This is a genomic window from Cellulomonas sp. PhB150 (genome assembly GCF_003755175.1).
In the GTDB taxonomy this organism is placed as follows: Bacteria; Actinomycetota; Actinomycetes; order Actinomycetales; family Cellulomonadaceae; genus Cellulomonas.
In genome coordinates this window covers 61,948-79,851 of record NZ_RKHX01000005.1, presented here as the reverse complement: position 1 = coordinate 79,851, position 17,904 = coordinate 61,948, and the positions used below count along the sequence as shown (strand labels likewise).

The following is a 17,904-nucleotide window of genomic DNA, read 5'->3' as shown; positions in this document are numbered from 1 at the left end:
CGACATATCCCCCACAATCGGGGGCGGCACGCAACGGAGCGGGGGCGCCACATGGACACGAAGCACGCCATCTTGATGGCCAAGTCACGGACCATCTCACCGGCGGACGGGCGGATGTACGCGAACCTGCTGGCTCACGAACGCCTCAGTCCTCCGGATCTCGCCGAGCTCCAGCGAGTGCGAGGAGCGCGGCTCGCAACCTACGCATGGGACACCACCGACTTCTACCGGGATCACTACTCGTCCGCCGGGCTCTCGCGCCAGGACGTTGCCGATCCCGAGGCGTTCGAGCACCTGCCCACCGTCGAGAAGGAGCACCTGCGCGACGGCTCGGCCCGTTTCCACGCGCGCGACGTCGCGCAACGGGACACGAAGATGGCGTCCACGGGGGGCAGCACCGGCGAGCCCGTCCGGCTGCTGCACGACAGGCGCGTCCCCGTCCGCACCATCTCGTGGCGTCTGCTCCGCTGGTGGGGAGTCGAGGCGAGCGACGACGTGGCCCACGTCTACCGGCACGTCCGCAGCCCCCGTCGTGAGATTCTCCACACCCTGCAGTGGTGGCCCTCGAGGAGCATCCAGATCGACGCGTACCGGATGGACTCCGCCGCGCTGGAGACGTTCTTCCGCCGCTTCAGGCGGGTCCGCCCGCGGCTGGTGCTGGGGTACGTGGGCGGCATCTACGAGCTGGCGTGCCACATCGAGGAACATGGGATCGCCCTGCCGCCCGTCGCCGCCGTGGGTGTCACGGCGGCGCCCCTCTCAGAGGTACAACGGTCGACGATCGAGCGGGTGTTCGGGGCTCCGGCCTTCGACCACTACCGCTGCGGCGAGGTTCCGTGGATCGCCGGCGAGTGCGGCGCGCATCGTGGTCTGCACTCGTTCGGGGACGTCCGGCTGGTCGAGGTCGTCGACGACGGTGGGAGACGACTGCCCGCGGGGGTGATCGGCGACACGGTCGTCACAGACCTGACCAACCGGGCCTTCCCGCTCGTCCGGTACCGGCTGGGCGACCGCAGCGCGATGATCGCCACGCCCTGCCCCTGCGGCGTGACGCTGCCGCTCATGGAGCACGTCCGTGGGCGAGTGTCGGACGCGCTGCACCTCCCCGACGGTCAGATCGTCGCAGGCGAAGGGCTGACGGCGATCTTCGACGACTGGCCTGAAGCCGTTCGGGCGTTCCAGGTCTACCAGCACGCCGACGCGAGCATCTCGCTGCGCTACGTGGTCGGGTCGGATCCCCGCGCCGAGGAGATCGTGGCGCACGTCCGTGACGTCGTCCGATCGATGGTCCGCGACAAGGTCCCCGTGGCGACGGAGCTGGTCGACTCAATCCCGCACGACGGCGGCAAGACCCGCTACATCGTGAGCGAGCTCCGGAGCGTCGCCCCGGTCAGGGCCTGAGGGAGGTCGGAGCCGACACTCAGGCCTGAGCTCGAACCTCCGCCTCGGTCATGATCTGGGCCAGCTCCGGCGTGTGGACCTTGGCGGTCCAGCCGAGCTCGCGAGTCGCCTTGGATGCATCGCCGACGAGCGCGTCGACCTCAGTCGGGCGGAGGTACCGCTCGTCGAAGACCACGTGGTCCTGCCAGTTGAGCCCGACGTGCTCGAAGCAGAACCCGAGGAAGTCGCGCACGGTGTAGGCAGCGCCGGTAGCCAGCACGTAGTCCGCCGGCTCAGCCGCCTGCAGCATCCGCCACATGCCCTCGACGTATTCCTTGGCGTAGCCCCAGTCGCGGACCGCGTCGAGGTTGCCGAGGAAGAGCTCGTTCTGCTTCCCGGCTGCGATCCGGGCCGCGGCCACCGCGATCTTGCGCGTCACGAACGTCTCGCCCCGTCGCGGGGACTCGTGGTTGAACAGGATGCCGTTGACGGCGAACATCCCGTACGCCTCGCGGTAGTTCCGCGTCATCCAGTACGAGTAGACCTTGGCCGCGCCGTAGGGCGAACGAGGCCAGAAGGGTGTCTCCTCGTTCTGCGGTGGCGGGGTCGCGCCGAACATCTCCGAGCTCGACGCCTGGTAGTAGCGCGTCGGCAGGTCGATCGCTCGGATCGCCTCGAGCAGCCGAGTGGAGCCCATGCCCGTGGTCTGGCCGGTGAACTCGGGCTCGTCGAAGCTCACGCGCACGTGCGACTGGGCCGCGAGGTTGTAGACCTCGTCCGGGTGGATGCGCTCGAGGAGGGTCGACAGCCGCGAGCCGTCCGTCAGGTCGCCGTAGTGCAGGAATAGACGCGCCTGCGGGTCGTGCGGGTCCTGGTACAGGTGGTCGATGCGCTCGGTGTTGAACGTCGAGGCGCGTCGGATGAGTCCGTGGACGACGTACCCCTTCTCCAGCAGGAGCTCGGCGAGGTACGAGCCGTCCTGACCGGTGATTCCGGTGATCAGCGCGGTCCGGGTCATCGATTCCTCCAGGGTGACGAGAGCGGTGCCGACCACGCTAGCCACGGGGTCGGCCGTGAGGCCCTCAACGGATGTGTTGTCACCCGGCTGCCACAGGCGCGAGGGTCGCGCGGCGCCGGGCGGGTCTAGACGACCGCTTCGACGGCGGGCGTCTCGCCGTCGAGCAGAGCGAGCGCCCTGCGCAGCGCCGTGCTCGACGTGTGGACGGTGTACGGGAAGTAGACGACCTCGACGCCGACCGCCGCGAACCGCCGCTCGAGGTCGAGCCCCTTGGGCGTCCCGCGCCAGTCGTCGCCCTTGAAGAAGACGTCGAACCGGACCGCCTCCCAGGTCTCGAGCTTGTCGACGACGACTTCGGCGTGCACCTGGTCGACGATCGCGATGTGCTCCAAGATCTCCATCCGCTCCGCGAGCGGCACGACGGGCCGACGGCCCTTGGTGATCTCCAGCACCTCGTCGGACACGACACCGGCCACGAGGTGGTCGCAGTGCTGGCGTGCCTGGCGCAGGATGTTGAGGTGCCCGATGTGGAAGAGGTCGAAGGCGCCGCCCGCATACCCCACGCGACTCGCCATGCCGACTCCCCCGTGTGCCAAGTGACTGAACTGAGGACACTTTAGGGCGAGAAATGCCCGTTTCGTCCCTGCTTGGTGGAGTTTCACCCGGGCGAGACCTCGACCGGCCGCTCGTCGTCCGTAGGGTTGCCGTATGCCTGAGACCCCCGCTGCATTCCCGCTGGACCCGTCCGCGCGCACCTATGTCGCAGGGCACCGGGGCCTCGTCGGGTCGGCCACGTGGCGTGCGTTCGAGGCCCGGGGGTTCGACCGTCTGATCGGCGCGAGCTCGAGCGAGCTCGACCTGCGCGACCGCCCCTCGGTCGACGCCTTCTTCGACCACCACCGCCCCGAGGTCGTCGTCGTGGCGGCAGCGCGGGTAGGCGGGATCCTCGCCAACTCGACCTACCCGGTCGACTTCCTGTCCGACAACCTGCGCATCCAGGTCAACGTGCTGGACGCCGCCGCGCGCACCGGTGTGGAGCGGCTGATCTTTCTTGGCTCGACCTGCATCTACCCGCGCCTCGCGCCCCAGCCGATCCACGAGGACTCGCTTCTCACCGGCCCCCTGGAGCCGACCAACGACGCCTACGCGATCGCCAAGATCGCGGGCATCCTGCACGTCCAGGCGCTCCGCCGCCAGTACGGGCTGCCGTACATCTCAGCGATGCCCACGAATCTCTACGGCCCGGGCGACAACTTCTCGCCCACCGGCTCGCACGTGGTCCCAGCGATGATGCGCCGGTTCGACGAGGCCCGACGCACCGGGGCGACCTCGGTCGCCTGCTGGGGCACCGGAACGCCCCGCCGGGAGTTCCTGCACGTCGACGACCTCGCCGCCGCTGTGCTCTTCCTGCTGGAGCACTACGACGACCCGCAGACGATCAACGTCGGTGTCGGCGCCGACATCACCGTGCGCGAGCTGGCCGAGACCGTCGCCGAGGTCGCCGGTTACGAGGGCGAGATCACCTGGGACACCAGCAAGCCCGACGGGACGCCGCAGAAGCTCGTGTCCGTCGACCGGCTCTCGGCACTCGGGTGGAAGGCGGGGATCGGCCTGCGGGACGGTCTGGCCTCCACCTACGCGTGGTACCTCGAGCACGCGGGCGCCGTGCGGTCGTGAACGCCGCGCGTCGACGCCTCGCCGGCTTCACCGGCGCGGGGTACTCCAAGGGCAGGCCCGCCGCGGTGCAAGCCGCGTGGCTGCTCGTCAGCGGGATCCTCGTCACGCGCTGGTGGTGCCCCGGATCCCTGCGCGTGGCGGTCCTCCGGGCATTCGGCGCCACCATCGGGACCGGGACCTCCATCCGGCACAACGTGCGCATCCACTGGCCCTGGAAGCTGACCGTCGGGAACGACACGTGGATCGGTGACGGAGCCTGGCTGCTCAACCTCGAGCCGATCACCATCGGCTCCGACGTCTGCATCTCCCAGGGCGTGCTGCTGTGCACGGGCAGCCATGACCGTCGATCCCCGACGTTCGAGTTCGACAACGCGCCGATCACCGTCGGCGACGGTGCGTGGATCGCCGCGCGCGCGACCGTGCTGCGCGGGGTGCGCGTCGGCGCCGACGCCGTCGTCGGCGCCACGGCGCTGGTCACCCGGGACGTCCCCGCCGGTGCCGTGGTGCTCGCCCCGGCGGCCGTCGAGCGCAGCGGCCGACCCTCCTGATGCGGATCGTCTCGGTCGTGACCCTGTTCACGCCTGACGGCGCGTACGGCGGCCCCACGCGCGTCGCCCTCAACCAGGCGCGCGCGCTGCGGGCGGCCGGCCACGAGGTCGAGCTCGCCGCCGCGGCGACGGGGTACGACGGGCCGCTCCCCCGCGTCGTCGACGGGATCGACGTGCGACTGTTCCCCGCTCGGCGGATCCTGCCGGGGACGGGCTTCGCCGGTCTCGCGAGCCCGGCACTGCAGAGGTGGCTCGCACGGGCGCTCCCGGGTGCGGACGTGGCGCACGTGCACCTGGCCCGGGACCTGATCACGCTCCCCGCCGTGCGCCGGGCCCGCCGGGTCGGGACGCCGTACGTCCTGCAGACCCACGGCATGATCGACGCGAGCTCCCACCCGCTGGCCGCCCCGCTCGACGCGCTCTGGACGCGACCCGCGCTTCACCACGCGTCGCACGTGCTGCACCTGACGGAGCGCGAGCGGCGTGACCTCACGGGCATCGCCGGCCGGGCGCTGCCGTTCGTCGAGCTCAGCAACGGGATCGACGTCCCCCCGGCCTCCGTCCCGGCCTCCCCGCCCGAGGTGCTCTTTCTCGCGCGGCTGGCCGAGCGCAAGCGGCCGACCGTCTTCGTCCGGGCTGCCCAACGCCTCGCGCCCGCGCATCCCGACACCGCTTTCACCCTCGTCGGGCCCGACGAGGGCGAGGGCGAGGCCGTCCGCGCGCTCCTGGCCGACGACGACGCCGACGGCCGGATCCGGTGGACGGGCGCGCTGCCGCTCGACGCCACGCAGGATCGCGTCGCTCGCGCGACGGTCTCCGTGCTGCCGAGCGTGGACGAGCCGTTCCCGATGTCGGTGATCGAGGCGATGGCGGCGGGAGTGCCGGTCGTTGTCACGGACACCTGCGGACTCGCCAGCCGCGTCGAGCGCGCGGGGGCTGGCGTCGTCGTCGGACCCGACGTCGACGCACTGGTGGCAGCTGTGGGCCGCCTCCTCGACGACCCTGCAGCTGCCCGCGCGGCGGGCGACGCGGGGCGCGCGCTCTGCGCCGACGAGCTCTCGATGCGAGCGGTCCTGACGACGCTCGAGGAGGTCTACCGTGCGTCGGTCCGCGACGCGGTCGGCGCGCCCCGCGCCTGAGGTTCGTCGGACGGGGGCTGCTCGTCGTGCGTGCGGGTGGACCGCCGGACGAAGACCGTGCACGCGATGGCGACGACGAGCGTGCCGGTCGCCTGCAGCAGCGACCCGCGCAGCAGGATCACCATGTAGAACGGGAAGACACCACCCACGACCGCCCACAGCTGACCACCGTTGAGGAACGCGTGGCTCGTGCGCCGGTCGAGGCGGCCGAGGGCGACTCCCAGGAGCACGAAGCCCGCGATGACGAGGAGGATGCCCCCGTTGACCAGCAGCTCGGCCCACAACGGCGCGGATAGGTTCCCGAAGGTGTACCCGCGGTAGTCGGCCAGCAGGATCCCTGTGTCGACCGGCTTGGTGGGCCAGATGCCGCGCGGCACCCAGAAGAGCACGACGCCGGCGAGCTGGCGCATCGGCTGCACGAGGCCCTCGTCGACGTAGCTGAGCGCGTTGCCGATCTGCCAGAACGCGTCGTAGTCCGGGTTCGCGAGGTACTCGCCGAAGAACCCGTTGCGCTGCAGCTGCACCGTGTCGGACCGGAACGCGTCGGCGAGCGGGAAGACGAACAGGAACGCCCCGATCGTCAGCGCCATCGTCACGCGCGCGCGACGGACGGTGGCGACGGCGCCGACGAACACGACGAGTGCGAACGCGACGGTGCCGAAGTCGTACCGCGCACTGCTGACGGGGTTCGTCACCAGCAGGAGCAGCGCGAGCGACGGCACCAGCAGCGGCAGGTACCGGCCCGACAACGCCCCGAGAGCCTTCGTCCGCCAGACGGAAAGGTAGACGCCGCTCGCGATCAGCAGGGGGTACGAGCCGGCAGCGGAGATGATCGAGCGCGTGGCGAGATCCGGGAGCCGCTCCGAGCGGATCGCGAAGGACGAGTAGCGACTCATGAAGAGCGTGCCGACGCCGATCTTCGAGACGTAGTACGCGGCTGCGAGGACGCCGACCGCCGTGAGCACGACGGCCCGCGCCGGGACGACGTCGAGCCGCCGCTCGACGACTGCCCGGCCGGACGCACGCCGCCCCAGGAGGGCAGTGTGCCGGGCGATCCACCGGCCGAGCTCGTAGCAGATCACCCCGGCCCACACGACCGTCGCGGTGCGGACGTCACGGGCAGGGTCCATGCCCGGGGTGGTCGTCGAGAGCTGGTCGGCGCGGATCTGGGCCGTCGGCGCGATGCCCATGAAGATGTACACAAACAGCCAGAAAACGAAGTCGAAGAGCGCCGGGATGCCGAGCGCGATCCGGTGCGCCATCCGGATGCCCGCCCACACTGCGAGCGCGATCGTCAGCGACCACGCCGTGCTGCGGCCCGTGTCGGACACCTGGACGACGAGCATGACCGGCACGACGCCGGCCAGGACGACCGCGACCACGAGGAAGATCGCCCAGCGCCCCGAGGCCGCGCCTCCGGGCGCAGCGTCCGGCGCCTGCTGCCGTGCGAGAGCGTCAGGCATCGAGGAGCCGCGCGACGAAAGCGCGGTACCGGGCCTCGGCCGCCGGGGCCGACCAGAGCGCCGCACCCATCCGCGAGCCGGCCGCTACGAGCGCTCCTGCGCGGGCAGGGTCGGACGACACACGATGCACCGCGGCGAGCACCCCGGCAGCGTCGCCGGCGCCGACGAGCTCGGCCGCGCCGTGCTGCGTGAGCAGAGCGTGCGAGATCCCGCCAGGCTCCACGGCGGCCACGATCGGCCGCCCCGTCGCCACGTACGACGTGAGCTTGCTCGGCAGGCTCATCTCCCTGACGCCCGGCTTCTCGTTCAGCAGGAGCACGTCGGCGGCCGCCAGCGCGAGCCCGTAGCGCTCGTCGTCGAGAGGCTCGAGGATCGTGACGCGCGCCAGCCCGTGTGCGAGCTGCACCAGGCGGTCACGCTGGTTGCCATCGCCGACGAGGACCACCCGGACGCACCCGCCGTCCTCGCCGGCCAGCCGTCCTGCGTCGACCAGCACCTCGAGCCCCTGCTTCATCCCCATGTTCCCCGTGTGGAGGGCGATGACCTCGTCCGTCGACCACCCGAGCACCTGCCGCGCCTCGTCGCGCGTCGCCGTGCTCGCCGTGATGTGGGTGAAGTTCGGGACGTCGACGACGCGGTCCGCGTCGACACCCGCCTCGACGAGCAGCTCGCCGAACCGCGGCGCGATGACGCCGACGAGTCGCGCGCGGCGCAGGCCCCACAGCTCGCCCGACGTGATCGCGCGGGCCGCGGCTCGGCCGGTGGTGCCAGACTCGCCCGCACCCGCCCCGGTCAGGTCCTGGACGACGACCCCGAGGGGGGCGCCCCGGCTACCGAGGACGCCCGCAGCGAGGCCTGCCAGCGACGGGGTGACGGCGACCACGGCGTCGGCGCCCGACCCGCGGACGGCAGGCAACGCGTTGCGCAGGAAGGTCGCCTCCATGCGTGCGCGTCCGCCGAGATCAGCCGTGGGCGGTACATGGTGCGCCACCCGCAGGACGTCGATGCCGTCGACGTTCTCGTGCCATCGACGACCTGACCGGTAACGCGGGTCGGTGACCTCCCACTGCGGGTAGTGCGGGACCCCCGTGACCACCCGCACGAGGGCTCCTGCATCGCGCAGCGCACGGGCCATGGCCGTCGTGTACGGCGCGATGCCGGTGCTCTCGGGCGCGTAGTTGATCCCCACGACCGTCACCCGCGCCCCTCGCAACGCCGGGTCGGCGGTAGCCGCGCCCGTTGGCGAGACCTGCGTCATCGATCGAGCTCTCGGGGGGGCATAGGTCGAGATTATGTACTGGTCTCCCGGGCCAACAGGGTGAAATCGGCCCACGGGACGTCATATCTGCCCGTTCTTCGAGTCTCATTGACTACCAGGCCCGTCCCGGGCCGGGCATGTCCGATGTGTGACAATCGACCCGAGTTGTCCACGCGATCGAGAGGAGCAGGGGGTGCGTTTCAGCGAGTACGTCGCGATGGCCCGCGCCCACTGGGCCGGCCTCACGGCTTTCACCGCCATCGGGATCCTCCTCGCAGCGCTCGCCGGACTGCTCGCGACGCCCGAGTACCAGGCCCGCGCCGAGCTCGTCGTCGTCACCGATACCGGGAACAGTGCCAACGACCTTGCGCAGGGGTCTGACTACTCCCAGAAGCAGGTCCGCACGTTCAGCGCGCTGGCCAGCAGGCCGATCGTGCTCGACCCCGTCATCAAGGACCTCGGCCTCGAGACCACGGCGGCCGAGCTGGCGCGCCATGTGGGTGTCTCGACCATCCTCAACACGAACGTCATCTCGATCTCGGTCACCGACGCGGACCCCCAGCTCGCCGCCTCGATCGCCAACGGGGTCTCGTCGAGCCTCACCGAGACGATCGCCACGCTCGTGCCCTCGCTGCCGAGCGGGGACAAGAGCGTGCGGATGCAGTCGATCCGTGACGCGACCGTGCCCGTCGTCCCGTCGTCGCCGAACATCAAGATGTGGATCGTGCTCGGCGCCCTCGCGGGCCTGGCGATCGGCGCATGCTTGATCGCGCTGCGCGAGGCGCTGGACTCCAAGCTCCGCACCTCCGACGACGCCGAGCGGATCACGCAGGCACCGCTGCTCGGCACCATCACCCTCGACCGGCGATCCAGGACCGCGATCGTGCCGACGAGCTCGTCCAGCGGATCGCCACGCGCCGAGGAGTACCGCCAGATCCGGACCAACATCGCCTTCCTCGAGGTCGGGGGCGATCGGCGCCTGTTTGCCATCACGTCGTCCGTTCCCGGCGAGGGCAAGAGCACCACCGCAGCCAACCTCGCCGCGTCGCTCGCAGCCGCGGGGCACAGCGTCTGCCTGGTGGAGGCCGACCTCCGGCGCCCGAGCCTCGGCAAGAGCCTCGGGCTCGAGGGTGCCGTGGGGCTGACGACCGTCCTCATCGGTCGCGCCACGGTGAGCGACGTCCTCCAGCAGTACGGGCCTGATGGGCTTCAGGTCCTGCTGAGCGGACGCCGCCCCCCGAACCCCAGCGAGCTGCTCTCGTCGCCCCGGATGCGCGCGTTGCTCGACGAGCTCAGCTCCACGTTCGAGTACGTCGTCATCGACTGCCCCCCGGTCCTGCCGGTCACGGACGCGGCGATCATCGGCAACCTGTGCGGGGGCGCGATCCTCGTCGCTGGCGTCGGCATCGTGGAGCGTCGCGACCTCGCCGCGGCTCGCGCCGCGCTGGCTGCAGCAGACAGCCCCCTGCTCGGGGTGGTGGCCAACCGCGTGCGCGACTCCGCGGGATCGCGGTACGGGTACAGCTATGAGGCCGACCCGGAGCCGGAGGCCGTGTCGCCGGTCGCGGACGTCGAGGAGCCGTCAGCCGTGGGCGCCCCTGCTCCGCCCGCGGACGAGAGCGGCACCGAGCCGGCGGAGACGCCCGTCGAGGCCCCCGGCGACGCCCTCGAGCCGCAGCCCGCCGTCGACGGCGAGGGGGACGTGGCGGCTCCGACGACGGCCACGCAGCGCGACGCCCCGCCCCGGCCTCGTCGCGCCCCGCAGGAGGACCGCGTCGACGACGAGAGCGACGACGCCGACGCCGACGTCGAGGACTTCGCCCGCCCGCAGCTCCGCGCCGTTCCCGGCAAGTCCTAGGACCGCCGGGATGTCGCACGCAGCGGCACCTGAGGTCGCGACCCGACGCAAGGACATCACGGGTCTGCGAGCGATCGCCGTGCTGCTCGTCGTCGTCGACCACGCCTTCGGCCGACCCACGGGCGGCTACCTCGGCGTCGACATCTTCTTCCTGCTGTCCGGCTTCCTGATCACCGGCATCATGCTGCGCGAGCACGCCACCACCGGTCGCATCAGCTTCGGCGACTTCTACCGCCGCCGCGCACGACGCATCCTGCCCGCGGCCGTCCTCGTGATCGCGGCGACGGTCGCCGTCGCGCAGGTCCTGTTCCTCGCCAACCGAGCACGCCAGGTCGAGATCGACGGCTTCTGGAGTCTCGTCTTCCTCGCCAACTGGCACTTCGCCGCCGAGGGGACCGACTACTTCGCCGCCGGCGGCCCCGTCAGCCCGTTCCAGCACTACTGGTCCCTGGGCGTCGAGGAGCAGTTCTACGTCGTCTGGCCCCTGCTCGTCGTGGGCTGCCTCCTCCTCGCGGCCCGCCTGCACCGCAGGCGCGGCCTGGTGCTCGGGGCCGTCGCGGTGCTGGTGACGGCCGGCTCCTTCGCCTGGGCGCTCGACCGCACCGCGGCCGAGCCGTCGGTGGCCTACTTCTCGACCTTCACGCGGGGCTGGGAGCTCGCGCTCGGTGCGCTGATCGCCGTGGTCGCCGGCGGTGTCGGGCGGCTGCCGGACGGGTGGTGGCGCGCCGCGCTCGCGGTCGTCGGGCTCGTCGCCCTCGTGGGCGGCGCCTTCTGGTTGACGCCCCGTTCGGCCGTGCCCGGGCCGTGGTCGGCACTCCCTGTCCTGGGTGCCGCAGCAGTCGTGGTCGCCGGCATCGGCGTCCGGCCCCCGCGTCTGGGTGGCCTCCTGTCCAACCCGGTGGCGCAGTACGTCGGGCTCATCTCGTTCTCGCTGTACCTGTGGCACTGGCCCGTCATCGTGTACCTCGAGTCGGTGATGGCCCCGGGCAGCGTGCGTGCGCTCACCGCCGTGCTCATCTCGCTGGCACTGTCGGTCCTCTCGTTCCACCTCGTCGAGGACCCCGCGCGGCGGTCCTCGTGGCTGGAGCCGCGCCGCCGCCGCCGCGAGCGCTCAGGCCGCGAGCCGTTCCTCGGCCCGACCGCAGCACGTGCGTGCCTGGGTGCGCTCGTCGGGCTGGCGATGCTCACGGCGGGGTTCGCCGTCACCCACACCCCGACTGCGGTCGCCCTGCCTCCTAGCGCCGTGGGAGACCCTGAACCGTCTCCGGGCGCGACCCGCTCGACGGCGGAGGCCGAGCTCGCCACGGCCGTCACCGCAGCGCTGAAGGCCACGACCTGGCCGGATCTGACCCCGAAGGTCGACTCGCTCGGGCCCGACTCGCTCGCAGCGCCCTGGGCGACCGACGACTGCCTCGACGTGACGACGACGGTCGACGCCGACCGGTGCCAGTACGGCGACCTGACGGGCAAGCGCACCGCAGTCGTGATCGGCGACTCGGTCGCGACCAGCTACGTGCCAGGGATCGCGGACGCGCTCAAGCCTGCAGGCTGGCTCGTCCAGCCCCTGACCCTCCAGGCCTGCCCCGCCGCCGCGGTGGCGATCAACGACTTCTCCGGAGCCCGTTGGAAGCCGTGCGACCCGCACCACGCGCGGGTTCTCGACGAGGTCGAGCGAATCAAGCCGGATCTGGTCATCGTGGCGAGCGCCGAGGACTCGATCGCACGCCTGACGTCCGACGCCACCGGCACCAAGGCGCTCGACGAGTGGCAGACCGGCATGACGACGACCCTCAAGGCCCTCACCGCGGCCAGCGATGACGTCGTCGTGCTCGGGGCGCCACCCGCCGGGCTCGATCTTCGGACGTGCGCCACCGCGCGGTCGACCCCGGCGAGCTGCGTCTCCCAGATCCACGACACCTGGTGGAACATCAAGGAGGCCGACGAGGCCGCCGTGAAGGAAGCCGGCGGCGGTGCACGCTACGTCGACGTGCACTCCTGGTTCTGCTCGAGCTCGGGCTACTGCCCAGCGTTCGAGGGGTCCACCCCGGTCCGGGCGGACCCGAACCACCTGACGGACGCGTTCTCGCACCAGCTCGCCGACGTCCTCCGTGAGTCGCTGACGCCGGATGCCGCCTGACCCTCACGGGCCAGGCGGCATCGAGATCGCGTGGGGAGTGGCGTCAGGCAGACGGCGCCAGGACCCAGACCCGGCAGCCCGTGGACGTCACCTGGGAGGCCTCCGGGCTGACCGTCAGGGTCACCGACCGGCCCTTGGTGACGACCTTCTTGGACGCCTTGCCCTCGTCGAGGGTCGAGCCGTCGGCCGCGACCACCTTCCACGAGCAGCCCGCGGAGGGCGCCGGCGCCGAGTACCTGCCCGCGGCGACGGTCTTGCCCGCGTCGAAGCTCGCGGAGACCGCGACCGTGCCGTCCGCGAACCCCTTGTTCGCCTCGGCGAGCTGGGGGACGAACTCGGGGCACAGCAAGGGGATCGCCGTGTCTGCGGTCGCCAGCTCGCCGTCGGTCAACGCGGCCTGCAGCTGCCCCTGGTCGATCTGGGCCACGTAGGCGACGCGGTCGCACACCGCCTGCCCCGCCTCGACGATCGCGCCCTCGAATGCGTTCTTCGCGGCGTTGATCGTGGCGTACTGGTGCTCGTCGCCGGCCACCGCGTTCGTCTCGGACTGCCCCGGCTCCGTCGCGGCATCCGTGGGGTTGTCGGCCCGCGCGGTGATCGAGGGCAGCGGGGTGGGCGTCGGCGTGGCGCTCGCCGACGAGCTCGCACCCGTCGGCCCGTCCCCGTCGCCACCCGAGCAGCCGGCGAGCAGGCCCACCACGGCTACGGCGACCATGACACGTGCCGGCCTCATGGCGCGGTGAACGTCAGGGTCAGCTGCGGGCGGTAGGACGCCACGTTGATCTCCCTCGACCAGAGCCAGACGTTGTCGGCACTCGTTCCGGTGAGGGCGAGCGTACGGGTCTGGCCGAACGCGCCGGCGAAGGCCGACGCCGTCAGCGGCACGTTGTACGTGGTGTTGGGCACCGAGGCCGCAGCGAAGGTCCCCACCTGTGTGGTCGTCAGGGCGGGACGTGTCGCGTAGAGGGTGCTGGTCTCGTCCCAGCCCGAGTCGGCCCAGACGAAGGTGAACGGGTCGACGGACCCGGCGCTCGCCACCGTGGTGGTCCGCACCCGCAGCGACGCGGACGAGAGAACCGTCCCGGCCGGCGTCGACGGGATCGCGAACTTGAAGTAGGCCGCGTTGAACGGGCTGCCGCCGCGGACTGCGAGCTGGTTGGCGATGCCGTACTGCGTCGTCGCGGCGGACTGGTTGACCATCGTGTCCGCCGTCGGGTCGACCGTCACCGTCACCGGGTCGGCAGGCGGGGCGACGACCAGCACGCTGTCCTGCCCGGACGCCGCGCCCTCGTTGCCCGCGGCGTCCGATGCCGTGACCACGTAGTAGTACCTGTTGGGTGCCAGGGATGAGGAGTCCGTGTACGAGGTCCCAGAGGAGTCGGCCACCCTCGTGCCCGCGGAGGGCGAGAACCCGGAGGTGGTCGACCGGTACACCGTGTACTTGTCGACGCCACGGTCGTCCGTCGCCGCCGACCAGGTCAGCTTGACCGAGGAACCGTCGATGACCGCAGCCAGGCTGGACGGCGCCGAGGGCGCCTGGGTGTCCGGGCCGAGGATCGTCACGCTGTCCTGCCCGGAAGCGGCGCCCTCGTTGCCCGCCGCGTCGGATGCCGTGACCACGTAGTAGTACGTGCCGGCCCCCAGCGACGACGAGTCGGTGTAGGAGGTGCCTGTCGCGTCCGCGACCTTCGTGCCCGCCGAGGGCGAGAACCCAGAGGTCGTCGATCGGTAGACCGTGTACTTGTCGACGCCACGGTCGTCCGTCGCCGCCGACCAGGTCAGCTGCACAAACGAACCGCCGAGCGAGGCCGACAGGCCGGACGGCGCCGAGGGCGCCTGCGTGTCCGGACCCAGGATCGTGACGCTTCCCTGGCCCGAGGCTGCACCCTCGTTGGCCGCCGCGTCCGACGCCGTGACCACGTAGTAGTACGTGCCGGCCCCCAGCGACGACGAGTCGGTGTACGAGGTGCCCGCCGCGTCCGCGACCTTCGTGCCCGCCGAGGGCGAGAAGCCGGAGGTCGTCGACCGGTACACCGTGTACTTCGCGACGCCACGGTCGTCCGTCGCCGCCGACCAGGTCAGCTTGACCGAGGAACCGTCGATGACCGCAGCCAGGCCGGCGGGCGCCGAGGGCGCCTGGGTGTCCGGACCAGTGACCGTTCCACTGCCCTGGATGCTGGCGTCGCTGATGTTCCCAGCGGCGTCGCGGGCCGTCACCCGGTAGTAGTACGTGCCACCCGCCGGGAGGGTGTCGGCATAGGTCGTCGCCGTGACGTCGGCGACCTTCGCGGCAGGCGAGGGCGCGAAGCCCGCGACCGTCGACCGGTAGAGCGTGTAGCCGGTGACGGCTGTGTCGTCCGTCGACGCGGCCCACGACACGTCGGCCGAGAGCTCGCCGGTCACCGCGACCGAAGCCGTTCCCGGCGCCGTCGGGGCCGTGGCGTCGGGCGGGGTGCCGCCCGTGCCGAGCGCGTAGTGCTGCTGGATCTGCGTGGGGGTCAGCACGCTGGAGTAGACGGCTACCTCGTCGACCTTGCCGTCGTAGTACGGCCAGCTGGAACCCCAGGTGGGGTCACCTCCGACCTTCCAGTAGCCGCTGTAGGCCTGCGCCCCGGTCTGCCCGTTGGTCCCGGCCAGTGCGCCGTCCACGTAGAGCTTCATGCCCGTGGTGTCGGACTGGGTGGCCACCACGTGGTGCCACTGACCGTTCGCGAGGTTGTTCGCGGTCGTGATGGTGTTGGTCTGCCCTGTCCAGGTCCCGAACACGAGCTTGCCGTCGTCCTGGAGGTACAGGTGCCGGTCGTAGCTGCCGGAGAGGTTGGTCTTCTGGTCCCCGAAGCCGAGGAGCTTGCCGCCGTGCCCGGTCGTCGAGCTGAACCACAGCTCGAGCGAGTAGTTGTGCGGGTCCGTGAACTGGGTGTCGCTGGCGATGACGCCGCCCTGGCCGTTGTTGCTCCCGGTCGGGGTGAACGTGGCGGCCTTCTTGGTGCCGCCAGGGACGAAGCCCGGGGTCCCGGCCGAGACCGCCCCCGAGTAGCTGCCGGTGACGCCGTAGCGGCCGGAGTCGGTGGCCGTGGTCGCAGCCGCGTCGTCGAGACGCCAGTACAGGTCGGGGTCGAGCCCGTACACCGCTGCGCCATAGGCGTCAGCGGGTGCGGGGTTCACTGCCGGCGTCCGGCCGGAGAGCACGTAGTGCTGCTCGACCTGGAGCCCGCTGAGGGCAGTCGGGTAGACCGCGGTCTCGTCGATCTGCCCGCCGAAGAAGGAGCTCGACGGCTGGGACGGCCACCCTGAGAGGTTGTCGCCGCCGACCCGCCACGAGCCGACGTACGGCTGCGCGGCCGAGATGCCGTTGCGTCCGACGCGCACGCCGTCGACGTACAGGGACATGCCCCCCGAGCCTTGGGTCGCGACGACCTGGTGCCACTGCCCGTCGTTGTAGGACTTCGGCGACGTGACCGTCGCCGCACTTCCCACCCACGTGCCGAAGATGAGCTTCCCGGCGTTGGTCATGTAGACCTGCCGGTCATAGTTGCCGCTCTGCCGCGTGTCACCGGTACCCGTGTTGGGCTGGCCGTTGCCGTAACCGATGAGCTTTCCTCCCGACGAGGAGGTCGTCTTGAACCAGGTCTCGACGGAGTAGACCGACGGCGCAGGCGCCGTCTTGTCGCTGTACGCGTAGCCGGTCGAGCCGTCGAACGACATCGCGTAGCCAGGATCCCCGAGCGCGGCGTTTGTCCCGGCGCGGTACCCGACGCCCTGCATGTAGTTGGGCTCGCGGTCGGACGGCGAGCTGTCGGTGCCGTACCTGCCGGAGGCGTCGTCGTAGCGCCAGTAGAGAGTCGCACCGTCGTCGATGACTGCGTTGGCGTACGGCACGTCGGCGCTCGCCACCTTGACGCTCGCCGTCGCGGACAGGGTGCTCGTGTTGGTGCCGTCGCTCGCGGTCACGCGATACGTGTACGTCTGACCGGGCGTGACGGACGTGTCACGGATCGACACCTGGGGACGGGACCACCAGCGGGACTCGGCCTGCACGGTGGCGACAGGTGTGGCCGCGCCATTCCGGTACACGCGGTACGTGAGCTTGCCGTCGTCGTCGTCGTACGACGCCCGCCACGAGACCTGGACCTCTCCAGCCCGGAGCGACTCGGCACGGATCGGGGTCGTGATCGCGGGCGCACCGGTGTCCGGGCCGCTCGCGAATCGCGTGAGCGACTGCTGCGCCTTCGCGTTGACGCGGGTGAACTCCCCGCCCACCCAGAGGTACTTGGTGGGACCGACCTTGGCGATGGCGAAGGCGCGCGGACCGATCCCCTCGCCCAGTCCGTCGTTGAGCTGGGGGCGCCAGGCGAGCTGCTCGTTCGTCACGTCCGTGCGGTTGGCCGTCAGGTAGACGCGGACTCCATCGGGGAAGCCGTTCGCGTTCAGGGAGCAGTCGTGGTGGTGGTTGGCCTCGTAGACCACCGGTCCGTCGATGATCAAGGCCTGGGTGGCACCCAGGCAGAGGTCGCGCCAGCGCTGCGTGAACGAGGAGTAGTCGACCGCGAACGAGCCGTCGAAGACCCCGCCGCCGGTCCCCTCGGCACCCACGTAGTAGCCCGTCGCGTCGGCAGTGATCCCCTTGATGATCGAGGTGTCCGGGATGAAGCCGCGGGGGTAGTTCTGCACGTTGGCGCCGGAAGTGGCATCCACCACGGCGAAGCCATGGCTGTCCTGACCGTTCACGGTGAAGAAGTCCCCGCCGATCGCAACCGTCGCGCCGTCCTTGCCCACCTCGATCGCCCGACCCGGCAGCTCGGCGTCGGCCTTGAACGGCAGGAGCGCGGCGTTCGACGCCTGCACCGCGGCGAAGCGCTGCCGGGTCTGGCTGGCGACGCTCGTGAAGTCGCCGGCGAAGTAGACGGTCGACGCCGTGGCGGAGACCGAGCGCACGGTCGACGAGATGGTCGAAGGCTTGAAGGTGGACTTGACGGTGCAGGTCGCGATGTCGAGCGCCGCGAGGCGGCCAACGGTGGTGCCCGCGACGTTCGAGAAGTTGCCACCGATGTACAGCGTGGAACCGTCGGGCGAGACCGTGAGCGCACGGACAGTGGCGGTGCCGCCCGAGAGCGTCACGCTCGGCCGGCACGAACCAGGCTGCCCTGTCACCGCGTCGAAGCTGGTCAGCGCGGACACGGCGATGGCGCTGCCGGCTCCACCGTCCTGCGGGCGGATCTGGGAGAAAGTCCCGCCTGCGAAGACGGTGCCGCCCGAGGCTGCCATCGCCCAGACGGTGCCGTTGGCCTGCCAGGTCGGCAGATCATCGGCCGTGAAGCCGAGATCCGTGGAGAGCGCCTGCGCGCTAGGGGTGGGGCCGAACGGGACGACGACCGCCGCCGCCGCGAGCGCCGCCACGGCCACGATGCTGCTCAACCTGCGCATCA

Annotated in this window: 12 protein-coding genes; 6 read left to right on the top strand and 6 right to left on the bottom strand. The window is 71.2% G+C overall.

Going from position 1 to position 17,904, the window contains the following annotated elements:
* Positions 1 to 51: 51 nt before the first annotated feature.
* Positions 52 to 1,401 (top strand): phenylacetate--CoA ligase family protein, encoded by a 1,350-nt coding sequence (locus EDF34_RS15705; protein WP_123372462.1) that lies wholly within the window; start codon positions 52 to 54, stop codon positions 1,399 to 1,401.
* Between the two features lie 19 nt (positions 1,402 to 1,420).
* Here the strand turns inward: EDF34_RS15705 and gmd are convergent, their stop codons facing one another.
* Both gmd and EDF34_RS15695 read right to left on the bottom strand, forming a co-directional pair.
* A complete protein-coding gene (gene gmd / locus EDF34_RS15700; protein ID WP_123372655.1) occupies positions 1,421 to 2,398 on the bottom strand; it encodes a GDP-mannose 4,6-dehydratase in 978 nt (325 codons plus the stop codon).
* A 125-nt stretch (positions 2,399 to 2,523) separates the two neighbouring features.
* A complete protein-coding gene (locus EDF34_RS15695) occupies positions 2,524 to 2,973 on the bottom strand; it encodes an adenylyltransferase/cytidyltransferase family protein (protein WP_123372461.1) in 450 nt (149 codons plus the stop codon).
* A gap of 133 nt (positions 2,974 to 3,106) precedes the next feature.
* On the opposite strand from EDF34_RS15695, the gene EDF34_RS15690 reads away from it, so the two are divergent.
* Genes EDF34_RS15690 through EDF34_RS15680 form a run of 3 tightly spaced genes read left to right on the top strand, consistent with a single transcriptional unit; the run spans position 3,107 to position 5,762 of the window.
* Positions 3,107 to 4,075 (top strand): GDP-L-fucose synthase, encoded by a 969-nt coding sequence (locus EDF34_RS15690; protein WP_123372460.1) that lies wholly within the window; start codon positions 3,107 to 3,109, stop codon positions 4,073 to 4,075.
* Entirely contained in the window at positions 4,072 to 4,623 is a 552-nt protein-coding gene (locus EDF34_RS15685; RefSeq protein ID WP_123372459.1) for a DapH/DapD/GlmU-related protein, read from the top strand. The genes EDF34_RS15690 and EDF34_RS15685 overlap by 4 nt, the downstream gene beginning before the upstream one ends.
* Positions 4,623 to 5,762, top strand: a complete 1,140-nt coding sequence (locus EDF34_RS15680) for a glycosyltransferase (protein ID WP_123372458.1) — start codon at positions 4,623 to 4,625, stop codon at positions 5,760 to 5,762. Before EDF34_RS15685 ends, EDF34_RS15680 begins: the two co-directional genes overlap by 1 nt.
* On the opposite strand, the gene EDF34_RS15675 is transcribed toward EDF34_RS15680, so the two are convergent.
* Both EDF34_RS15675 and EDF34_RS15670 read right to left on the bottom strand, forming a co-directional pair.
* Positions 5,717 to 7,225, bottom strand: coding sequence for a hypothetical protein (locus tag EDF34_RS15675; RefSeq protein WP_123372457.1), 1,509 nt, complete (start codon positions 7,223 to 7,225; stop codon positions 5,717 to 5,719). The two genes, EDF34_RS15680 and EDF34_RS15675, sit on opposite strands and share 46 nt — an antisense overlap.
* Positions 7,218 to 8,423 carry a glycosyltransferase gene (locus EDF34_RS15670; protein WP_233575423.1) on the bottom strand — a complete coding sequence of 402 codons (1,206 nt, stop codon included), beginning with the start codon at positions 8,421 to 8,423 and terminating at the stop codon, positions 7,218 to 7,220. Before EDF34_RS15670 ends, EDF34_RS15675 begins: the two co-directional genes overlap by 8 nt.
* 253 nt (positions 8,424 to 8,676) lie before the next feature.
* Here EDF34_RS15670 and EDF34_RS15665 point away from each other — a divergent pair, with 253 nt between their 5' ends.
* Entirely contained in the window at positions 8,677 to 10,341 is a 1,665-nt protein-coding gene (locus tag EDF34_RS15665; protein WP_123372455.1) for a polysaccharide biosynthesis tyrosine autokinase, read from the top strand.
* A 10-nt stretch (positions 10,342 to 10,351) separates the two neighbouring features.
* Positions 10,352 to 12,478, top strand: coding sequence for an acyltransferase family protein (locus tag EDF34_RS15660; RefSeq protein ID WP_123372454.1), 2,127 nt, complete (start codon positions 10,352 to 10,354; stop codon positions 12,476 to 12,478).
* Between the two features lie 43 nt (positions 12,479 to 12,521).
* On the opposite strand, the gene EDF34_RS15655 is transcribed toward EDF34_RS15660, so the two are convergent.
* Both EDF34_RS15655 and EDF34_RS17570 read right to left on the bottom strand, forming a co-directional pair.
* The gene (locus EDF34_RS15655; protein WP_148076664.1) at positions 12,522 to 13,211 is read right to left on the bottom strand and encodes a hypothetical protein; all 690 of its coding nucleotides are present in this window, start codon (positions 13,209 to 13,211) and stop codon (positions 12,522 to 12,524) included.
* Complete coding sequence (locus EDF34_RS17570; protein ID WP_199737943.1) at positions 13,208 to 17,893, bottom strand: LamG-like jellyroll fold domain-containing protein; 4,686 nt, start codon at positions 17,891 to 17,893, stop codon at positions 13,208 to 13,210. The genes EDF34_RS15655 and EDF34_RS17570 overlap by 4 nt, the downstream gene beginning before the upstream one ends.
* Positions 17,894 to 17,904: the final 11 nt, after the last annotated feature.

Bases quoted from the DNA above. Each gene is read 5' to 3' on its own strand.
- EDF34_RS15705 (WP_123372462.1), top strand. From the start codon at position 52: ATGGACACGAAGCACGCCATCTTGATGGCCAAGTCACGGACCATCTCA.
- gmd (WP_123372655.1), bottom strand. From the start codon at position 2,398: ATGACCCGGACCGCGCTGATCACCGGAATCACCGGTCAGGACGGCTCG.
- EDF34_RS15695 (WP_123372461.1), bottom strand. From the start codon at position 2,973: ATGGCGAGTCGCGTGGGGTATGCGGGCGGCGCCTTCGACCTCTTCCAC.
- EDF34_RS15690 (WP_123372460.1), top strand. From the start codon at position 3,107: ATGCCTGAGACCCCCGCTGCATTCCCGCTGGACCCGTCCGCGCGCACC.
- EDF34_RS15680 (WP_123372458.1), top strand. From the start codon at position 4,623: ATGCGGATCGTCTCGGTCGTGACCCTGTTCACGCCTGACGGCGCGTAC.
- EDF34_RS15675 (WP_123372457.1), bottom strand. From the start codon at position 7,225: ATGCCTGACGCTCTCGCACGGCAGCAGGCGCCGGACGCTGCGCCCGGA.
- EDF34_RS15660 (WP_123372454.1), top strand. From the start codon at position 10,352: ATGTCGCACGCAGCGGCACCTGAGGTCGCGACCCGACGCAAGGACATC.
- EDF34_RS15655 (WP_148076664.1), bottom strand. From the start codon at position 13,211: ATGAGGCCGGCACGTGTCATGGTCGCCGTAGCCGTGGTGGGCCTGCTC.